This is a genomic window from Sphaerimonospora cavernae (assembly GCF_042435035.1).
Lineage (GTDB): Bacteria > Actinomycetota > Actinomycetes > Streptosporangiales > Streptosporangiaceae > Sphaerimonospora > Sphaerimonospora cavernae.
The window spans coordinates 139483-158727 of sequence record NZ_JBHMQT010000033.1; the positions used below are offsets into that span (position 1 = coordinate 139483).

General features: G+C 69.4%; 17 protein-coding genes. 7 read left to right on the forward strand and 10 right to left on the reverse strand.

All coding sequences use genetic code 11. From position 1 onward, the window contains the following. Positions 1–57 precede the first annotated feature (57 nt). Together ACFHYQ_RS15660 and ACFHYQ_RS15665 are read left to right on the forward strand one after the other, a co-directional pair. Entirely contained in the window at positions 58–1344 is a 1287-nt protein-coding gene (locus tag ACFHYQ_RS15660) for a Gfo/Idh/MocA family protein (protein ID WP_394301874.1), read from the forward strand. A 75-nt stretch (positions 1345–1419) separates the two neighbouring features. Beyond that, a complete protein-coding gene (locus ACFHYQ_RS15665) occupies positions 1420–1617 on the forward strand; it encodes a hypothetical protein (RefSeq protein WP_394301875.1) in 198 nt (65 codons plus the stop codon). 45 nt (positions 1618–1662) lie between these two features. On the opposite strand, the gene ACFHYQ_RS15670 is transcribed toward ACFHYQ_RS15665, so the two are convergent. Then, a complete protein-coding gene (locus ACFHYQ_RS15670; RefSeq protein ID WP_204017280.1) occupies positions 1663–1872 on the reverse strand; it encodes a ubiquitin-like protein Pup in 210 nt (69 codons plus the stop codon). A gap of 215 nt (positions 1873–2087) precedes the next feature. Between ACFHYQ_RS15670 and ACFHYQ_RS15675 the strand changes: the two genes are divergently transcribed. Continuing rightward, positions 2088–2966 (forward strand): serine/threonine-protein kinase, encoded by an 879-nt coding sequence (locus tag ACFHYQ_RS15675; protein WP_394301876.1) that lies wholly within the window; start codon positions 2088–2090, stop codon positions 2964–2966. A gap of 25 nt (positions 2967–2991) precedes the next feature. On the opposite strand, the gene dop is transcribed toward ACFHYQ_RS15675, so the two are convergent. The 4 genes from dop to ACFHYQ_RS15695 all read right to left on the reverse strand — a co-directional run bounded on the left by dop (position 2992) and on the right by ACFHYQ_RS15695 (position 8868). Next, the gene (gene dop / locus ACFHYQ_RS15680) at positions 2992–4509 is read right to left on the reverse strand and encodes a depupylase/deamidase Dop (RefSeq protein ID WP_204017282.1); all 1518 of its coding nucleotides are present in this window, start codon (positions 4507–4509) and stop codon (positions 2992–2994) included. A gap of 133 nt (positions 4510–4642) precedes the next feature. Continuing rightward, positions 4643–5854 (reverse strand): acyltransferase family protein, encoded by a 1212-nt coding sequence (locus tag ACFHYQ_RS15685; RefSeq protein WP_394301877.1) that lies wholly within the window; start codon positions 5852–5854, stop codon positions 4643–4645. A 181-nt stretch (positions 5855–6035) separates the two neighbouring features. Further along, positions 6036–7799, reverse strand: a complete 1764-nt coding sequence (arc, locus tag ACFHYQ_RS15690; protein ID WP_394301878.1) for a proteasome ATPase — start codon at positions 7797–7799, stop codon at positions 6036–6038. A 205-nt stretch (positions 7800–8004) separates the two neighbouring features. Next, on the reverse strand, positions 8005–8868 hold the full coding sequence (locus tag ACFHYQ_RS15695) for a tRNA (adenine-N1)-methyltransferase (protein WP_394301879.1): 864 nt from the start codon (positions 8866–8868) through the stop codon (positions 8005–8007). Between the two features lie 74 nt (positions 8869–8942). On the opposite strand from ACFHYQ_RS15695, the gene ACFHYQ_RS15700 reads away from it, so the two are divergent. Then, entirely contained in the window at positions 8943–10055 is a 1113-nt protein-coding gene (locus ACFHYQ_RS15700; RefSeq protein ID WP_394301880.1) for a GNAT family N-acetyltransferase, read from the forward strand. A gap of 324 nt (positions 10056–10379) precedes the next feature. On the opposite strand, the gene ACFHYQ_RS15705 is transcribed toward ACFHYQ_RS15700, so the two are convergent. Both ACFHYQ_RS15705 and ACFHYQ_RS15710 read right to left on the reverse strand, forming a co-directional pair. After that, complete coding sequence (locus ACFHYQ_RS15705) at positions 10380–11819, reverse strand: FHA domain-containing protein (protein WP_394301881.1); 1440 nt, start codon at positions 11817–11819, stop codon at positions 10380–10382. 121 nt (positions 11820–11940) lie between these two features. Further along, on the reverse strand, positions 11941–13074 hold the full coding sequence (locus ACFHYQ_RS15710) for a site-2 protease family protein (protein ID WP_394301882.1): 1134 nt from the start codon (positions 13072–13074) through the stop codon (positions 11941–11943). A 106-nt stretch (positions 13075–13180) separates the two neighbouring features. Between ACFHYQ_RS15710 and ACFHYQ_RS15715 the strand changes: the two genes are divergently transcribed. The 3 genes from ACFHYQ_RS15715 (at position 13181) to ACFHYQ_RS15725 (ending at position 16132) form a co-directional block, all read left to right on the forward strand. Further along, positions 13181–14041 carry a RecB family exonuclease gene (locus ACFHYQ_RS15715; RefSeq protein WP_394301883.1) on the forward strand — a complete coding sequence of 287 codons (861 nt, stop codon included), beginning with the start codon at positions 13181–13183 and terminating at the stop codon, positions 14039–14041. A gap of 106 nt (positions 14042–14147) precedes the next feature. Continuing rightward, positions 14148–15452, forward strand: coding sequence for a sensor histidine kinase (locus ACFHYQ_RS15720; RefSeq protein WP_394301884.1), 1305 nt, complete (start codon positions 14148–14150; stop codon positions 15450–15452). Further along, entirely contained in the window at positions 15449–16132 is a 684-nt protein-coding gene (locus ACFHYQ_RS15725; protein WP_394301885.1) for a response regulator, read from the forward strand. Before ACFHYQ_RS15720 ends, ACFHYQ_RS15725 begins: the two co-directional genes overlap by 4 nt. Here ACFHYQ_RS15725 and ACFHYQ_RS15730 read toward each other — a convergent pair. The 3 genes from ACFHYQ_RS15730 to ACFHYQ_RS15740 are packed head-to-tail and all read right to left on the reverse strand — an operon-like array spanning position 16093 to position 19207. Continuing rightward, complete coding sequence (locus ACFHYQ_RS15730) at positions 16093–17172, reverse strand: ABC transporter ATP-binding protein (RefSeq protein ID WP_394301886.1); 1080 nt, start codon at positions 17170–17172, stop codon at positions 16093–16095. The two genes, ACFHYQ_RS15725 and ACFHYQ_RS15730, sit on opposite strands and share 40 nt — an antisense overlap. Further along, positions 17169–18194, reverse strand: coding sequence for an ABC transporter ATP-binding protein (locus ACFHYQ_RS15735; RefSeq protein WP_394301887.1), 1026 nt, complete (start codon positions 18192–18194; stop codon positions 17169–17171). The genes ACFHYQ_RS15730 and ACFHYQ_RS15735 overlap by 4 nt, the downstream gene beginning before the upstream one ends. Next, positions 18191–19207: an ABC transporter permease gene (locus ACFHYQ_RS15740; protein WP_394301888.1), complete on the reverse strand. Its 1017-nt coding sequence runs from the start codon at positions 19205–19207 to the stop codon at positions 18191–18193. Before ACFHYQ_RS15740 ends, ACFHYQ_RS15735 begins: the two co-directional genes overlap by 4 nt. Positions 19208–19245 lie beyond the last annotated feature (38 nt).

Below are 19245 nucleotides of genomic sequence, written 5' to 3' on the forward strand. Positions count from 1 at the left end.
TCAGATGCCGTGAACAGGTGATGCCGTGAACAGGTGATGCGGGGGGACGGTAAGGCCGTGGACGCGTTGAGGGTGGGCCTCGTAGGGCTGGGCGTGGTCGCGCAGGTGGTCTACCTGCCCCTGCTGGCCCGGCGGCGGGACATGTTCCGGGTCGCCGCGGTGTGCGATCTGGACCTCGGCCACGCCGAGGAGGTCGGCGGCGAGATCGGCGCCCGGGCGTACGGCGACCCGGTGGAAATGCTGGACGGGGACGGGTTCGACGCGGTGCTGGTGCTCACCCCCGGATGTCACGGCGGCCTTGTGCGGGCAACGCTGGAGCGCGGCCACTGGGTGCTGTGCGAGAAGCCCCTGGCCTACAGCCACGCCGAGGTGCGCGGCCTGACGGAGCACGGGGCCCGGCTGATGGTCGGCTACATGAAGCAGTACGACCCCGCGGTCCAGCGGCTGCTGGAGTGTCTCCATGAGGCCGGGGGCCCGGAGTGCGTACGCCATCTGGACGTCACCGTGCTACATCCCTCCGGGGAGTCCCAACGCCTGTTCGCCCGGCCCCGCGCCTCCGGCCATGCCCCCGAGCGGCTCGCGCCGTACCTGGAGGCCGAGGAGCGCTCGATCACCGCGGCGCTGGGCACCGCGCCCGATCGGGTGCGGCGGCTCTACTCGCAGGTCCTGCTGGGGAGCATCAGCCACGAACTGTCACTGATCCGGCTGTTCACCGAGCCGTCCCCTGGGCCGTCCACTGGACCGCCCGCCGGTTCATCCGCCCGTTCGTCCCCTGGTTCGTCCTTCAGGCCGGACACCGAGACGGTGCCGACCGTGGATCACGTGGCCGTCTGGCCGCTGGACGCCTTCCCACCGTCGGTCGAGGTGGCCGGGGTCCTGCCCGGGCCGCCGGCGGGATCATCAGCAGGGTCGCGCTCCGGGAGGTTCGGCCTGCGCTGGCACTATCTGCCGAGCTATCCTGCCTACCACGAGACGGTTACGCTGCACCACGAGCACGGCTCGCTGGAACTGCACTTCCCCTCCCCGTATCTCCTCAACGCGCCCACCCGGCTCACCGTCCGGTCGCGGGTGGGCACCACCGAACGGACGATGGTCTTCCGGGACGTCGCCGAGGCGTTCGAGCGGCAACTCGTCGCCTTCCACCGGTTCGTCACCCAGGGCGAACCGCCGCTCACCGGGCTGGACGGGGCGCTGCGCGACATCGTCACCGCCCAACTGATCGCCCGCAAGTACGCCGAGTCCGTCGGGATCCCTCTGGGAGGCGAGTCCGCCGAGATCTCTCCGGACGGGATCTCTCCGGGCGGGATCTCTCCGGGCGGCGAGCGAACAGCGGGACGTAGGTGAAGTGAACCCCGACGGCGGGCGAGCACTGCCGGAGCCGACGAGGGGGTGCTTTCCGGTGTTTCGGCTGAGGGAGTGATGGCGATCGTACAGCGGGAGAGGGGCGGATGGCTGGAGATCCGCCCGGTGGCCGCGCATCCGGTGGCCACCGAGGCCATCATCCACGGGGATTTCCTGGCCGATGTGCTCGGCTTCCCCGCCGCCCCGCTGGAGGTCTCAGAGAATTCGGTGCGGTTCGCGCCCGTCCCTTCGAAGTCCCTTCGAAATCGCGCCTGACCGGCTTTCCCGGCTCTGACCCGCTCTCTCCTGCTTCTGGAGCTGCTACTGTCCGCCCTTCTGCACGTAGCTGCGGACGAACTCCTCCGCGTTCTCCTCGAGGACCTCGTCGATCTCGTCGAGGATCGCGTCGACGTCGTCGGTGAGCTTCTCCTGGCGCTCCTGCACATCCGGGGACGCCTGCGCCTCGACCTCCTCGACCTCATGGTCCTGACGGCCGGTCTGCTTCTGACCGCCGGTCTCCTTGGTCGCCATCTCTCCCACCTCCGGTGCTCGGGGGACCCTCTCCCTCCATATCTTCCCCGAACCGGCAGACAATGCGCGCGAAAGGTCCCGCGATCTTTTCCACAATCGCCCAGGTAGACCGGATCGTTATCGGGGTCGGACCCTCTGGCGCCGCCAACGGTCACGCCCGGGGACCGTTCCCGGGGAGAATGTGATCCACGGGAACAGGGGACGACGGGTGGCTGATGGAGACCGGAGAACGGAGACTGCTGGCGGAACGCTACCTGCTGCTTTCCCCACTGCGCCGCGACGGCGCGGGGATCATGTGGCACGCGCACGATCTGCGCCTCAAGCGGGACGTCGCGATCAAGGAGGTGCAGCCACCGTACCGGGCGGATGAGGTGGACCTCCCGGCGGCTCGGCGGCAGGCTCTGCGCGAGGCGCGCTCCGCCGCCCGGCTGAGCCATCCGGCGATCATCACCGTGCACGATCTGCTGGAGGACCGGGGTCGGCTCTGGATCGTCACCGAACTGTTACAGGGCCTCACGCTCGCCGATACCGTACGACACCTGGGGCGCCTGCCGATGCACTGGGGCGCCTGGGTGGGTTTCCAGCTCCTGGCCGGCGTACGGCACACGCACGCGATGGGCGTGCTGCACGGGGACATCCGGCCGGGCACGGTCCTGCTGACCGAGGACCGGGTGGTCCTCACGGATTTCGGGATCGCGGCCTTCGACCGTGACTCCTCGTCGTCCGTCACGGTCCCGATCGCGCGGACCGGGGTCTACCTCGCGCCCGAACGGCTGCACGGGGCGCCGGCCTCGGCCGCGGCCGACCTGTGGTCATTCGGCGCCACGCTGTATTACGGCATCGAGGGCGTGCCCCCCGCCCCCGCCGACGAACCCGTCCCGCCGCGGTCGGCCGGGCCGCTCACCGCCCTGCTGACGGCGCTGCTGCGACGTGACCCGCGCCGACGGCCGACGGCCGAGCAAACGGCAGCCGTGCTGATCGAGTTTCTCCGGCGGCGCGGCATCCCGGCCGCGCCGCCGGGCCGACGCGCGCTGAACGCCGCTCCCCACGGCCCGGCTCCCCACGGCCCGGCTCCCCACAGCTCAGCACTCTGAGCCCCGGCCTGGGAACGGGACTCGGTCAGCTCTCCCCGGTGAGCGCGGCGACGAGGTCGGCGGCGGTGCGGCACCGGTCGAGGAGGCCCCCCACGTGCGCCTTGGTCCCGCGCAGCGGCTCCAGGGTCGGCACGCGCTGCAGCGACTCCCGGCCCGGAATGTCGAAGATCACCGAATCCCAGGAGGCGGCCGCCACCGCGTCGCTGTACTGGCGCAGGCACCGGCCGCGGAAGTAGGCGCGGGTGTCGGTGGGCGGCAGCTCGACGGCACGGTCCACCTCCTCCTCGCTCACCAGCCGCTGCATCCGGCCCCGCGCCACGAGGCGGTTGTACAGACCGCGGTCGGGGCGGATGTCGGAGTACTGCAGGTCGACGAGTTGGAGGCGCGGGTGGGACCAGGGCAGCCCGTCCCGGGTGCGGTAGCCCTCCAGGATCTCCAGCTTGGCCACCCAGTCGAGCTCTCTGGAAAGCTGCATCGGATCTTCGGCGAGCCGGGTGAGCACGGACTCCCAGCGGGCCAGCACGTCCTTGGTCATCTCGTCGACGCCCGTGCCGAACCGGTCCTCGACGTACTTGCGGGCCTGCTCGAGATACTCCATCTGGAGCTGGACGGCCGTCATCTTCCGCCCGTTACGCAGGGCGATCTCGTACCGGCAGGTCGGGTCGTGGGACACCGCCCGCAGCGCCGCGACCGGCGACTCGGGCGTGAGGTCGACGGTGAGGAAGCCCTCCTCGATCATCGCCAGCACCAGCGCCGTGGTCCCCAGCTTCAGATATGTCGAGATCTCCGACATGTTGGCGTCGCCGATGATCACGTGGAGGCGTCGGTACTTCTCGGGGTCGGCGTGTGGTTCGTCCCGGGTATTGATGATCGGCCGCTTGAGCGTGGTCTCCAGGCCGACCTCGACCTCGAAGAAGTCGGCCCGCTGGCTGATCTGGAAGCCGTCGCCGCGCGAGTCCTGGCCGATGCCGACCTTCCCCGCGCCGCAGACCACCTGGCGGGACACGAAGAACGGCGTCAGATGGCGGACGATGTCGGCGAACGGCGTGGCCCGGCGCATCAGGTAGTTCTCGTGACAGCCGTAGGAGGCGCCCTTGGCGTCGGTGTTGTTCTTGTAGAGCTGAATGGGGGCGTTGCCGGGCATCGCCGAGGCGCGGACCGCCGCGTCGTACATGACCCGCTCCCCCGCCTTGTCCCAGATCACCGCCGCGCGCGGATTGGTGCACTCGGGAGTGGAGTACTCCGGATGGGCGTGATCCACGTACAGCCGCGCGCCGTTGGTGAGGATCACGTTGGCCAGGCCGAGGTCCTCGTCGGTGAGCTGGCTCTGGTCGGCCACCTCACGGGCCAGGTCGAAGCCCCGGGCATCGCGGAGCGGATTCTCCTCCTCGAAATCCCAGCGCGCGCGGCGCGCACGCGCGGCCGATGCCGCCAGGTAGGCGTTGACGACCTGTGAGGAGGTCACCATCGCGTTCGCCCCGGGCTGCCCGGGCACGGCGATGCCGTACTCGGTCTCGATGCCCATCACCCGCCGTACCGTCATTCGCACCCCGCCCGCTCAAGGCCGTCATCACTTATATCCCCGAGCCTAGGTCATGTTTCACAAACCATGCCCTGCCGGACGCGGGCCGCGTCAACACTCCCTGGCCCTTTCTCTATGCCCTGTTGCCGGACACTTACGGCACAGATGCCCGATGACTTCGCCTGGAACCTCCGGCGGGGCGGACACTGCCGCGCAACGCCTCCAGCGCGGCCCTGAGCAGCCGCTGGCCTGGCTTGTCGACGATTCGGTAAACCAGATAGGCCAGGACCGCCGAGACGCCCATCGTGATGGCGGTGAGCAGCCACGGGTTGAGATCGTCCCGGTAGCTGGGGATGAGGACCGCCGAGACGTTCTGGTGCAGCAGGTAAAGCGGGTAGGTGAGGGCCCCCACGGTGATCAGGGGCCGCCAGCGCAGCCACCGCAGCCAGCCGAGCGCGACGCCGGCCATCAGCAGGTAGATCAGCGCTATCGCGACGAACACTCCCTCCGGCGGCGCCGGGAAGTGCTTGAGGCCGATCGCGTCCACCCGCGACCCCACACGCTCCTGGGCCGCGTAGAGGGACATCGCGAAGGAGGCGGCCACGAACACCCACGGCGCCCAGGCCCGCGCGCCGAACCGGTAGATCAGGTAGAAGGCCATTCCGCCGATGAAGTAGGAAGCCTGCCGGGGCAGGAAGACGAAGACCAGCACCTCGTTCTGGGTGATCTCGGCTGCCAGGGCCAGCAGGAGCCAGGCCCCCATGAAGACCAGGCATCGCCGTACGGTGATCCCGAACAGCGAGAACACCGCGACGAGGACGTAGAACCGCAGTTCCACCCACAGCGACCAGAAGACGCCGCCCGCGTGTCCCACCCCGAACGCGCCCTGCAGCATGGTCAGGTTGAGCAGGTATTCGCCGTCGTCGAGTTTGGGGTCGAAGCCCGCGACGCCGCTGAAGCGGTAGAGAATGAAGATGACCAAAACGGCGAACCAGTACGCCGGGTACAGCCGGGACACCCGGGAGATCGCGAACTGGCCGACCGTGCGGCCCCACACGCTCATCAGGATGACGAACCCGCTGATGAGGAAGAACAGCTCCACACCGAGGATGCCGAGCGTCGTCAGACGGCTCACCTCGGGAAACACCGTGGTCGGGAACTGGTTCCACAGGGAGCGGCTGGCCGCCATGAAGTGGAACGACATCACGGCGAACGCCGCGACGAACCTGAGGGCGTCGAGTTCGACGAGTCGGCGGCCCTTGAACACCTGGGTGTCGCCGCCCCCGTTGGCCGTGTCTCCGGTGTCCCTGTCCGCAGTAGCCCGGCCCCCCGCGGCCTTGTCCCCGGCAACGCCTAGGTAGATCACTCCCCTTTGACGTGATCACATCCGGACCGGTTCCCCGATTTACGAATCTTGTCCATGCGGAGACGCGGCCGATACGCTGCCGAGACCCCGCGTTCGAGGAGAATTCGACAAGAAAGCGGGGGCGCGATCCGGCCGGATCGCGCCCCCGCCTCCCATCACGTCGCGGACAGGTACCGGGTGGTTACAGGTACTGGCCCGTGTTGGCGACCGTGTCGATCGACCGGCCGGCCTCGGTGCCCTGCTTGCCCTGGACGAGCGTGCGGATGTAGACGATCCGCTCGCCCTTCTTGCCGGAGATGCGGGCCCAGTCGTCGGGGTTGGTGGTGTTGGGCAGGTCCTCGTTCTCGGAGAACTCATCGACACAGGCGGCCAGCAGATGCGAGATCCGCAGGCCCTTCTGCCCGGTGTCGAGGAACTCCTTGATCGCCATCTTCTTACCGCGGTCCACGATGTTCTGGATCATGGCCCCGGAGTTGAAGTCCTTGAAGTACAGGACCTCCTTGTCGCCGTTGGCGTAGGTCACCTCCAGGAAGCGGTTCTCCTCGCTCTCGGCGTACATCCGCTCGACGACCCGCTGGATCATCTCCAGGATCGTGCTCGCGCGGCTGCCGTCATGCTCGGCCAAGTCGTCCCCGTGCAGCGGCAGTTCGCTGACCAGGTACTTCGAGAAGATGTCCTTGGCCGCCTCGGCGTCCGGCCGCTCAATCTTGATCTTCACGTCCAGGCGGCCGGGCCGCAGGATCGCAGGGTCGATCATGTCCTCGCGGTTGGACGCGCCTATGACGATGACGTTCTCCAGACCCTCGACTCCGTCGATCTCCGACAGCAGCTGAGGGACGATGGTGTTCTCCACGTCGGAGGAGACGCCGGATCCCCGGGTCCGGAAGATCGAGTCCATCTCGTCGAAGAACACGATCACCGGGGTGCCCTCGGACGCCTTCTCCCGGGCCCGCTGGAAGACCAGGCGGATGTGCCGCTCGGTCTCGCCGACGTACTTGTTCAGCAGTTCGGGACCCTTGATGTTGAGGAAGAAGCTCTTGCCGGACTGGCCGGTCTTCTCCGCGACCTGCTTGGCCAGGGAGTTGGCCACCGCCTTGGCGATGAGCGTCTTTCCGCAACCGGGCGGGCCGTACAGCAGCACGCCCTTCGGCGGGCGGAGCTGGTGCTCCCGGAACAGATCGGCGTGCAGGTAGGGCAGCTCGATGGCGTCCCTGATCTGCTCGATCTGCCGGCTGAGACCGCCGATCTCCTCGTAGGAGATGTCCGGGACCTCCTCCAGCACGAGCTCCTCGACCTCGGCCTTCGGGATCCGCTCGTACACGTAGTTCGACCGGGGTTCGAGCAGGAGGGAGTCGCCGGCGCGCAGCGGCTGGTCCAGCAGCGAGTGCGCGAGTTTGACCACCCGCTCCTCGTCGGCGTGCGAGATGACGAGGGCGCGGTCGCCGTCCTCAAGGAGCTCCTTGAGCATGACGATCTCGCCGACATCCTCGTAGCCGAGGGCCTCCACGACGTTGAGCGCCTCGTTCAGCATGACCTCCTGGCCACGCCTGAGCGACTCGACGTCCACGGCCGGGCTCACGTTCACCCGGAGCTTGCGGCCGCCGGTGAACACCTCCACCGTGTCGTCTTCCCTGGCCTCGAGGAACACTCCGAAGCCGGACGGCGGCTGTGCCAGCCGGTCGACCTCCTCCTTGAGGGCGACTATCTGGTCCCTGGCCTCCTTGAGGGTGGAAACCAGCCGCTCGTTCTGGCTGGTGAGGGCGGCCACCTGGGCCTGCGCCTCATGGAGACGCTCCTCGATGATCCTGGCCTGCCGGGGAGACTCGGCCAGCTTCCGCCTCAGCGCGGTGATCTCCTCCTGCAGGAAGGAGACCTGTGTTGTGAGATCCGCGACCTCCCGTTCGCGCTGCGCGGCTCGAGCCTCGGCGTCGTCGCGAGCTGCCACGCCCCGTCACCTCCTTCCCCGTCGAGAACGACTACTCAAGACCCTACCTATCTTGGCGCTGTACGTAACCTGGCCGGGCAGTGTTCGTGTAGTTACGTTGGGTGTTCGGCGTTTGATACCTAATGGACCGTTTAATCGGCTCAACATTAGGAACACACCCTTATGGTCCCGTGTCACGCGGTTTTGCCGGTTTGTGGCTGAATCGTCACACTAGTTCGGCCCCTTCTCCGTACGCCCCCTTTGCCGGGCGCCTCCTCCTCGGCGGCGGGGTGACCCCCTCCGCCATGCGACGGGCCGTGACAAGAAAGCCGGTGTGGCCGACCATCCGATGATCGGGCCGTACGGCGAGGCCCTCGACATGCCAGTCGCGAACCAAGGTCTCCCACGCGTGGGGCTCGGTGAAACTCCCGTGCTCGCGGAGGGTTTCCACCGTTCTGGACATCTGGGTGGTTGTCGCGACATAACAGCAAATAACGCCACCCGGAGTGAGCGCCTTGGCGGCGGCGTCGACGCACTCCCACGGCGCGAGCATGTCGAGGATCACCCGGTCGACGTCCGTCTCGTCGAGCGACGCCACGAAGTCGCCGACCACCAGCCGCCACTGGTCCACCGGGCCGCCGAAGAACTTCTGCACGTTCTTCGTGGCCACCTCGGCGAAGTCCGCCCGCCGCTCATAGGATGTGACCGACCCCTCGGGCCCGACGGCGCGCAGCAGGAAGCACGTGAGCGCACCCGACCCCACCCCGGCCTCCACCACTCTGGCGCCGGGGAAGATGTCGGCCATCGCGACGATCTGCGCCGCGTCCTTGGGATAGATCACCGCCGCGCCGCGCGGCATCGACAGGACGTAGTCCGGCAGCAGGTGCCGGAACGCCAAGTACGCCGTGCCGCCCGAGGAGCGCACGACCGAGCCCTCCGGCTGCCCGATCAGGTCGTCGTGCGGGATCGACCCCTTGTGCGTGTGGAAGACCCCGCCCTCCTTCAGCGTCACCGTGTGCCGCTTGTTCTTCGGGTCGGTGAGCTGAACCTGATCTCCGGCCTGGAACGGCCCGTGCCTGCGAAAACCCATGCCGAAAAGGCTAGTGCCCTGGGCGAGGCGGGAAATCCGTCGCGGGACGGCCGCGTGACGGATAACAATCGAGCATGTTTCCCCCAGAGGTCGTCTCCGCCGGACCGGTCGTCCTGCGACTCCCCGTCGAGGCGGACGCCGACGCCATCGCCCGGGCCTGTGCCGATCCGGTGTCGGCCCGGTTCATCCCGGTCCTCCCTTCGCCGTACACCCGGGACGACGCACTGGCGTGGATCGCTGTGACCACACCGGACACCTGGAAGGCCGGCGGGGCCTACTTCGTGATCGCCGACCGAGCGACCGAGGAGGTCCTGGGCGCCATCGGCCTGAAGCCGCCGGATCAGTTCGGCAGCGCCGATGTGGGCTACTGGCTCGCGCCGTGGGCGCGCGGCCGGGGCATCGCGACGACCGCGCTGCGCGCGCTCGCCGACTGGGCGTTCGCCCACGGGTTGCCGCGCATATCGCTGCTGGCCGACGTCGAGAACATCCCCAGCCAGCAGGTCGCCTGCCGCGGCGGGTTCACCCGTGAGGGCGTGCTGCGCGGAGCGGGGGGCAACCGGGACGGCTCGCGTGCCGACATGGCGGCGTTCGCCCGGCTGGCCACGGACTCCGGCGACCCGATCAAGCCCCTCCTGCCGTTCCTCCCCGGCGGCTTCCCGCACGGCTCACTCGGCGACGGCGTCGTACGGCTCACGCCGCTGACGGCGGCCGACGCCGACGACTGGCACGCGATGACGAACATGCCGGACATCATGCGCTACCGCGTGCCCCCGAAGGCGCTCGAGCGTGCGGAGACCGAGGAACGCTGCCGGTACGCCGGCCACCGGTGGCTGGCCGGGCAGCGGGCCGACATGGCGATCAGAGACGCCGCGACCGGTGCGTTCGCGGGGGACATCCAACTCGCCAACATCATCCCGCCGCTGGGTCAGGCCATGGTCGGCTACAGCCTGCACCCTCGCTTCCGCGGACGGGGCCTGGTCACCCGGGCGGTGAACCTGCTCGTGGAGTGGGCCTTCGCCGACACCGCCCTCGGCAGGATCGTCGCCGGCACCGATCCGGGCAACACGGCCTCACACCGCGTGCTCGAACGGGCCGGTTTCACCCGCGAACACCTCGCGAAAGGCCTGCTGCCCGGCCCGGACGGCACCCGCGTCGACGACCTCCAGTGGGCGCGCCTGCGCCCATGACCCCCGGCCCCCGTCGCATCCCGCCACATCCTGTCCCGTGATCACGAGCCCCCCCCTCTAGCCGTGATCTTGCGAATACTCGCACATCGGGCCCTGACCAGGAACTTCACGTTCATGATCTTGCAGTTTCTCGCAGGCATATGCCCTGAACAGCGAGAACATCGTCCGTGATCTTGCACTCACAACTGCAAGATCACGGAATGCGTAGGTGCAGGTCAGACGGCTCGCCCGCGAGTATCTGCAAGATCACCCATAGGAAACATGCAGGCCAGAAGGATGGGTTGCGAGAAACTGCAAGATCACGGGACAGGAGCTGGGGGATGTCTACGCGCCGCGGCGGGCCTCGTAGCGCATGGTCCGGGAGACGCCGACCCTTACGGTCGTGCCGGGCAGGATCGGGACCGGCTCGTTCGGCGGGATGTCGTAGAAGTTCGGGTCACCCGGCGGCTGGATCTGCGTCCCGTTGACCGAGCCGAGGTCGATGAGGTTGACGTCCCAGCCGATCAGGGACACCCGCAGGTGCCGCCGCGACACCGAGCCGTCAGGGCTGGTGACCCGGGCCGGCCTGGCCTCACCCGACTGGACCTCGGAAGCGCGCTCGGGGTCGCGGCCCAGCACGTAGTCGCCGTCCAGCGACAGCGCCACCCCGTCGTCGAGCACGAGCACGCCCAACTGCGGGCGGGGCCCCTTGTACGGCACGACGGCCCGCTGGTCGATCCCAGCTCCGCAGACCGCGCAGTACGGCGCGCGCGGATCGTTGAAGTGGTCGTTCATGCAGTCGACGCCGTAGACCATGAACAGTCCCCCGGAGTCGGAGGGAGCCTCGAGCCGCGTGATCTCTCCCGGCTCCTCGTCCGCGGCGGCCAGGTCCGGCGGCATGTTTTCCGGCAGTGCCTGCTCCTCGGACGGCACGCGGTCTCCCGGCCCCGCGCCGGGCCCTGAAAACGGACCTGAAATCGGGCCCGGAATCGGCTCAGAGATCGGCCCGAAGAACGGTCCCCCATTCGGGCCGGATATGTGGCCTTGATCGGGCATGGGGGGCATGGGCTCGGCCAGGGGCTGGGAGGCCTGCGGCGCCGGAAGCGGAGGCGGCAGGGGCGGGGACGACAGCAGCGGCGGGGGCGGCGCGGGCGGCGCTATCGGCCCGGGGGCGACGGGCGCCGGAACCACCGGCTCCTGTGCGGCGATCGGCTCGGGCGGGCCGGGCAGGGAGGGCCGCACCGGCTGGGGCTGGTGCTGCGGCACGGCGGACGGCAGCGGAGGGAACGCGCGCTCGCCGCCCTGGGTGAGGTCGCATTCGAGGCCTGCTCCGGTGACCACGCCGCCGTCGAGTCGCGCGTACGGGGCCGCCGGTCCGGCGCCGGGAAGCCGCAACTCGATCTTGGTGACCGGGCCGGCCACCAGCCGGTCGGTCCAGGTGAGCGCGTCCCGCCCGGCCAGGTGGACGTCGCCGTCCGGGCCGCCCGAGACGGTCGCGAGCGCGGCGCCGCTCACCAGCACGGCCGCGCCGCCGTCGACCGGGCCGGCCACCGCGCAGGCCACCGGCTCACTCGTGACCTGGCCGCCCATGGCCCGGGCGAGGACATGGGCGACCCTGCGGGCCAGGGCGCGGCCGTCCCCGCCGGCCACGACCGTCTCGTGCAGCGCGCCCAGCAACTCCTCGACCGGCTGGCCGGTCGCGCACACCAGCATTAAGCCGTTCAGATGAGCGACCACGCCCTCCCCCGGCAGCGGGCGGACCACCCCCACGCCCTGTTCCGTCACAGAACTCTCCCTCCCGGAAACGCCACCGGATGAACGGCGCCGCGGCCGATACCGTTCGCCCCCCAGAACGTAGCAAAAGTGACAGCCGATGGTCTCCTGGGACCGACCCCAACCGGAACGTTCAGACCCCGCTGAACACGCGGTTGACGTCGGCGGTGGCCAGCACGCCGTAGATTTCGCCACCCCGCTCGACCAACAGGTACTCCCCCGCCGGGGCATCGCGCATGGCGTCGAGCAGCGACTCCCCCTCCAGGTCGGCACCGAGCACGAGCGACGGCTCCAGGCTGCGCGTCACGGAGCCGACGTCGACCCACGGCCTGCGTTGCTCGGGGGTGGCGTTGACGGCGGCCTCGTTGACGATCCCGACCGGCCGTCCGTCGTGGTCGACCAGGACCATCGCGCCCGCGCCCGCCTCGGCGGCGCGGCGCAGCGCCTCGGCCAGCGGCGTGCCCGCGGTGACCGGGATCGCCCGCCGGGCCAGCAGCCGGGCCCGCAGCTGCGGCAGCCGGGCCCTGACCCGGGCGACTCGCAGAGATTGGGACGCCCCGACCCAGATGAACGAGGCGAGCACGACCGACCACAGCATCTGGCCGAGCCTCGGCTCCTGACCGGCCATCAGGTTCAGCAGCAGCGGCACCGCGACCACCGCGACGGCCACGCTGCGGCCCACCCAGGCGGCGGCGAGCGTGCCGGTCCCGGACCGGTTGGTGGCCTTCCAGACCGCGGCGCGCAGCATCCTGCCGCCGTCGAGCGGCAGCCCCGGCAGCAGGTTGAAGATGCCGACGATCAGGTTCGACACCCACAGCTGCCAGACCAGCACGGTGACGATGCCGGTGGGCGGCACGAGGAACTCGTACGCCAGGAAGCCGATCCCGGCCAGTCCCAGCGACAGCAGCGGACCGGCGAAGGCGACGTTGAACTCGCGGCCCGCCGTCTCCGGCTCGCGCTCGATCTCCGAGACGCCGCCCAGCATGTACAGCGTGATGCGACGCACCGGCAGCCCGTAGTGTTTGGCGACGACGCAGTGGGCCAGTTCGTGCAGCAGGACCGAGAGGTACAGCAGGACCGCGAAGACCAGCGCCACCGCGTAGGTCGCCATCTCGCCGTAGCCGGGCAGGCTGTCGGCGACCTGCGGCTGGAAAGTGATCGTGATGAACGCCGCCACGATGAGCCATGTCGGTGAGACGTACACCGGAATACCGAACGGGCGCCCCATCCGCAGCCCGGGGGACGACCCGTTGACAGGTGTGCTCATGCTCGCCGCCCTCCATCCCTTGACCCCGATGCTACGCGCCACGAGGTGGGATCAGCGTATGAGGCCGAGAGGCGTTCTGTCGGGCGGGTGTCCTACAGTGCAGGGCATGACCCTCGCCGAAGAGCGCTCGATCATCGGCGCGCTGTCCCCCTCCCGTGCCGGCGACTTCATGACCTGCCCGCTGCTCTACCGGTTCCGGGTGATCGACCAGCTTCCCGAGCGGCCCTCCCCGGCGGCGGTGCGGGGCACGCTCGTCCACGCCGTGCTGGAGCGGCTGTACGACCTTCCGGCGCAGGGCCGTACCGTGGCGGCGGCGCTGGACCTGCTGGAGCCGCAGTGGAACCGGCTGCTCGAGGAGGAGCCCGACTACGGCGGGCTCTTCTCCAGCGACGAGGAGCAGGGCACGTGGCTGACGCAGGCCCGGGGCATGGTGGAGCGCTACTTCACGCTGGAGGATCCGCAGCGGCTGGAGCCGGCGCAGCGGGAGATGTACGTGGAGACCGTGCTCGACAGCGGCCTGCTGCTGCGCGGCTATATCGACCGTCTCGACGTGGCGCCCACCGGCGAGACGCGGATCGTGGACTACAAGACCGGCGCCGCTCCTGGGCGCGACTTCGAGGCGAAGGCGCTGTTCCAGATGAAGTTCTACGCGCTGGCGCTGTGGCGCAGCGGCGGCGCCGTGCCGCGGATGCTCCAGCTCATGTACCTGGGCAACGGCGAGATCCTACGCTACGTGCCGGACGAGGCCGACCTGCGGGCCACCGAGCGCAAGGTGCAGGCGCTGTGGACGGCGATCGAGCGTGCGGTCCGCACCCGCGAGTGGCGATCCCGGCGCTCCCGGCTGTGCGACTGGTGCGACCACCAGGCGCTGTGCCCGGAGTTCGGCGGCACGCCGCCGCCGGTCCCGGACCGGGAGCCGCGTCTGTCCGCGCGGGCGAGCAGGCGGGCCGCCACCGACGAGATGTGACCCAACCGTGACCGGCAGGTCCTCAGGTGTGCCTCATCCGTTGGGAGGAGCCCGATATCCCTCCCGAGCAGGGTGGACTGCCAGATCGACGGCCTAGATTTGGAACGTGCGCACCACCCCCGCCGGTCTCCGGTCCTGGTTCAGGTCTCATCCCCTGTTCGGCGACTCGCTCCTCGCGGTGGTGCTGACGGCCTGTTCACTCGCCATGATCGTGCTGATGGGCCCGGAGGGGGTCGCGCGGTTACAGGCGGCCCTGCACGTGGAGATCCGCCCGCCGGACGCGCTGAACCTGATCCTGGCGGCGCTGTGCACACTGCCCGTGGCGCTGCGGCGGCGCTGGCCGTTCATGCTGCTGGCGCTGACCACGGTCCCGGAGTGGGCGCTCGACTCGCTCAGTTACCACACCGGGCTCAGCGAGATCGCCGGCCTGATCCTGCTCTACACGGTGGCCGCGCACCGGGGGCTGGCGCTGAGCCTGGCCGGCCTCGCCGTCACCATGGTCGGTTACGCCGTCGGGACCGACCTTTCACCTCTCCCGCTGGCGTGGCCCGACCACGCGGTGATCATTGTGATCATCATGCTCTGCTGGGTGAGCGGCCGGGCCATCCGGCTGCGCCGCGCCTACCTCGCCGAGTTGGTGCAACGGGCGGACCGGCTCGAGCGTGCCCGCGAGGCCGACACCCGGGCGGCGCGGGCCGAGGAGCGCTCCCGGATCGCCCGCGAGCTGCACGACGTCGTGGCGCACCATGTCAGCGTGATGACCGTCCAGGCCGCGGCCGCGCGCAAGATGCTCGACAGTGATCCCGGCGTCACACGCGACGCGCTGACCGCGATCGAGGAGATGGGCCGTACGGCGATGGCCGAGATGCGCAACATCGTGGGCGTGCTGCGTACGGACGGCCCGGCCGAGCGAGGTCCCCAGCCGGGCATGGCAGATCTGCAGACGCTGGTCGAGCAGATGCGGGAGGCCGGCCTGCGCATCCGGTTACGGGTGGAGGGCGACCGGCGTGCGCTGCCGCCGGGCATCGACCTGGCCGCCTACCGCCTGGTGCAGGAGGCCCTCACCAACAGCTTGCGTCACGCCGGACCGGCGGCCGGCGCCTGGGTGACCGTACGGTACGAGCCGGACCGGCTGACGGTCCACGTCGAAGACGACGGGCGCGGCGCGGCGGCCGATCCCGCCCGCCCCGACGGGAAAGGGCACGGGCTGGTGGGCATCCGGGAGCGCGTCGCGCTCTATGGTGGTGTCCTGCGGATCGGCCCCCGGAGCGGGGGTGGATTCGAGGTCCGTGCTCAGTTCCCCCTCAATCACAGCCCCCTCACACACAGCCCCCTCAAACACAGTCCCCTCACACACAGCCCCCGCACCCACAGCCCCCTCGGGGGCGGCCCCCTCAAGGAAACAGCATGACGATCAGGGTGTTACTGGTTGACGACCAGCCGCTGCTGCGTACGGGCTTCCGGTTCATCCTTGAGGCAGAGCCCGACATCACCGTCGTCGGCGAGGCCGGCGACGGCGCGACCGCGATGGACCAGTCCAGGGCCCTGCTGCCCGACGTCGTGCTGATGGACGTGCGCATGCCGGGGACCGACGGCATCGAGGCGACCCGGCGCATCGTCAAGGATGCGGCGCCGAGCGCGCACGTCCCGAAGGTGCTCGTGCTGACCACGTTCGACCTGGATGAGTACATCGTGGAGGCGCTGCGCGCCGGCGCGAGCGGGTTCCTGCTGAAGGACGTGCCGCCGGACGACCTGGTGCAGGCCATCCGGGTGGTGGCCGCCGGCGACGCGATCGTGGCGCCGAGCGTGACGCGGCGGCTGCTGGACAAGTTCGCGGCCCGGCTGCCCTCGGCGCACCAGCAGGCGACCCCGGCGCGGCTCGACCGGCTGACCGAGCGCGAACTGGAGGTGCTCCGCCTGATCGCCAAGGGCATGTCGAACGCCGAGATCGCCGCGGGGCTGGTGGTCAGCGAGACGACCGTCAAGACCCATGTCGGCAACGTGCTCACGAAGCTGGGGCTGCGCGACCGGGTCCAGGCGGTCGTCCTCGCCTACGAGACCGGGCTGGCCGTTCCCGGTTCCTTCTCCTGACCGTCCGCCGGCGCCGACGGCGCGTTCCCCGAGGGATTTCCGGAGAGGTTCTCGGGGAAGTGGCAGGCGACCTGGTGGCCGGGGGCGAGTGCCGTCAGCGGCGGTTCGACCTTCTGGCAGATCTCCTGCGCCTTCCAGCACCGGGTGTGGAACCGGCACGCCGGCGGCGGGTTGAGCGGTGAGGGCACGTCACCCTGCAGGCGGATGCGCTCCCGCTCGGTGCGGCGCTTGGTATCGGGGATCGGGACCGCCGACAGCAGCGCGTTGGTGTACGGGTGCATCGGCGTCTCGTACAGCGCCTTGCGGTCGGCCATCTCGACGATCTTGCCGAGGTACATCACCGCGACGCGGTCGCTGATGTGACGGACCACCGACAGGTCGTGCGCGATCACCACATAGGTGAGATCGAGCTCGTTCTGCAGGTCCTCCAGCAGGTTGACCACCTGGGCCTGGATCGACACGTCGAGCGCGGAGACCGGCTCGTCCGCGATGATCAACTTTGGTTTGAGCGCGAGCGTCCTGGCGATGCCGATCCGCTGCCGCTGGCCGCCGGAGAACTCGTGCGGATAGCGGTTGTAGTGCTCGGGGTTGAGGCCGACCAGTTCCAGGATCTCCTGCACGGCCTTCTTGACGCCGTGCTCGGTCTTGATCCCCTGGATCCGGAACGGCGCGCCGACGATGGCGCCGACGGTGTGCCGGGGGTTCAGCGAGCTGTAGGGATCCTGGAAGATCATCTGTATGTCGCGGCGGAGCGGGCGCATGCGGCCCTGCGACATGTGTGTGACGTCCTCACCCTCGAACACGATCTTTCCGCCGGTCGGCTCGATCAGCCGGGTGATCAGACGGCCGGTGGTGGTCTTGCCGCACCCCGACTCCCCCACCAGGCCCAGCGTCTCTCCCCTGACCACGTCGAAGCTGACGCCGTCCACGGCCCGGACCGCGCCGACCTGCCGCTTGAGCAGGCCGGCGGTCACCGGGAAGTGCTTCTCCAGCCCCCGGACGGACAACAGCGGCTCCGTCAGCAGCGGCTCAGTCGTCACGACGCCTCCAGGTTCGGCTTGATCTCGTTCTCCCAGATGCCGCGCCGCTGGTCGCTCGGCAGGTGGCAGCGCACCCGGTGGCCGCCGTGGGTCTCCAGCAGTTCGGGTACCTCGGTCTGCGACCGGCCCGCCGTACGGTCGGCGTAGGGACAGCGTGGGTGGAAGGCGCATCCGGGCGGCACGTTGATCAGAGACGGCGGCGACCCCTGGATCGGGAGCAGTCGCTCGGTCGGCTCCCGGTCCAGGCGCGGCATCGAGCCCAGCAGCCCCCAGGAATAGGGGTGCTCGGGCCGCTCGAAGATGTCCTCGGCCGAGCCGTACTCGACGCACTTTCCGCCGTACATCACGAGGATGTCGTCGGACAGCTCGGCCACGACGCCGAGGTCGTGCGTGATGATGATCAGCGCCGCGTTGAAGTCGCGCTGCAGGTCGCGCATGAGATCGAGGATCTGCGCCTGCACGGTCACGTCGAGCGCGGTGGTCGGCTCGTCGGCGATCAGCAGCTCGGGGTCGCAGCTCAGCGCCATCGCGATCATCGCCCGCTGCCGCATGCCGCCGGAGAACTCGTGCGGGTAGGAGTCGACCCGGCGGTCGGGCTGCGGGATGCCCACCCGGGCGAGCATGTCGATCGCGTGCTTGCGCGCGACCTTCTTGCTGACGTCGTGGTGGATCCGGTACGCCTCGATGATCTGGTTGCCGACCGTGTAGTACGGATGCATCGCGGACAGCGGATCCTGGAAGATCATCGCCATCTTCTTGCCACGCAGCTTACGCACATGCTCGACGCTGGCGCCGACGAGCTCCTCGCCGTCCAGCCAGATCTCGCCGGAGATCCGCGCCCGAGTGCCCTTGTGCAGGCCCAGGATGCCCAGGCTGGTGACGCTCTTGCCCGATCCGGACTCGCCGACGATGCCGAGCGTCTTGCCGCGCTCCAGCGTGAAGGACAGCCCGTCGACCGACTTGACCAGTCCGTCGTCGGTGGGGAAGTGGATCCGCAGATCCTTCAGTTCGAGGAAAGTCATCCCAGCCTCACCCTCGGGTCCACCACCGCGTAGAGCAGGTCGACGATCAGGTTCGCGACGACCACGAAGCACGTGGTGAGCATGACCACCCCCATGATCTTCGGAAGGTCGTTGGCGTTGATCGCCTGCACCGCGTACCTGCCGACCCCGGGCAACGAGAACGTGGTCTCGGTCAGGATGGCGCCGCCCAGCAGCAGGCCGACGTCCAGACCGAAGATCGTGACGATCGGGGTGAGTGCGGCGCGCAGGCCGTGCTTGGTGATCACTCTGGACTCCGGCAGGCCCTTCGCCCTGGCGGTGCGGATGTAGTCCTCACTCATGGTCTCCAGCATTCCGGCGCGGGTCAGCCTCGCGTAGCTGGCGGCGTACAGGAAGGCCAGCGTGATCCACGGCAGGATCAGGCTGTACGCCCACTGCACCGGACTCTCGGAGAAGGACACGAAGGTGCCGCCCGGCGCGGTGATGCCGAACTTGTAGCTGAAGAAGACCAGCGAGATCATGCCGGTGAAGAAGATCGGCAGCGACACGCCCGCGAGTGCGACGCCCATCGCGGCCCGGTCGAAGAAGCTGCCCCGGCGCAGCGCGGACAGCACCCCGGTGGCCACACCCGCGACGAGCCAGATGATCGACGCGCCGATCGCCAGCGACGCCGTCACCGGCAACCGGTCCAGCAGTTCCGGCCACACCGGCGTCTTGGTGATGAAGGAGTAGCCGAGGCATGGTGCCGGGCAGTGCTCGATCGATGCCCCGGTGTCGAAGTCGGAACCGACGACGATCCCCTTGATCCACCTGCCGTACTGCACGGTCAGCGGATCGTTGAAGCCGAGCTTGTCCGCCAGGTGCACCACGGTCTCCGCGGTGGCGCCCTTGCTCCCGACGTAGCGGTTGGCGAAGTCGGTGGCGGTAACCCCGGCGAGTCTCGGGATCACGAAAAAGATCGAGAAGGTGACGATGCTCACCACGACCAGCATGAGCACCGCGGCGATCAGCCGCCGGATGATGTAAGTGACCACTGTTCCCCCGGCTCCGGGGGCCGGCCGGTCCGGCCGGC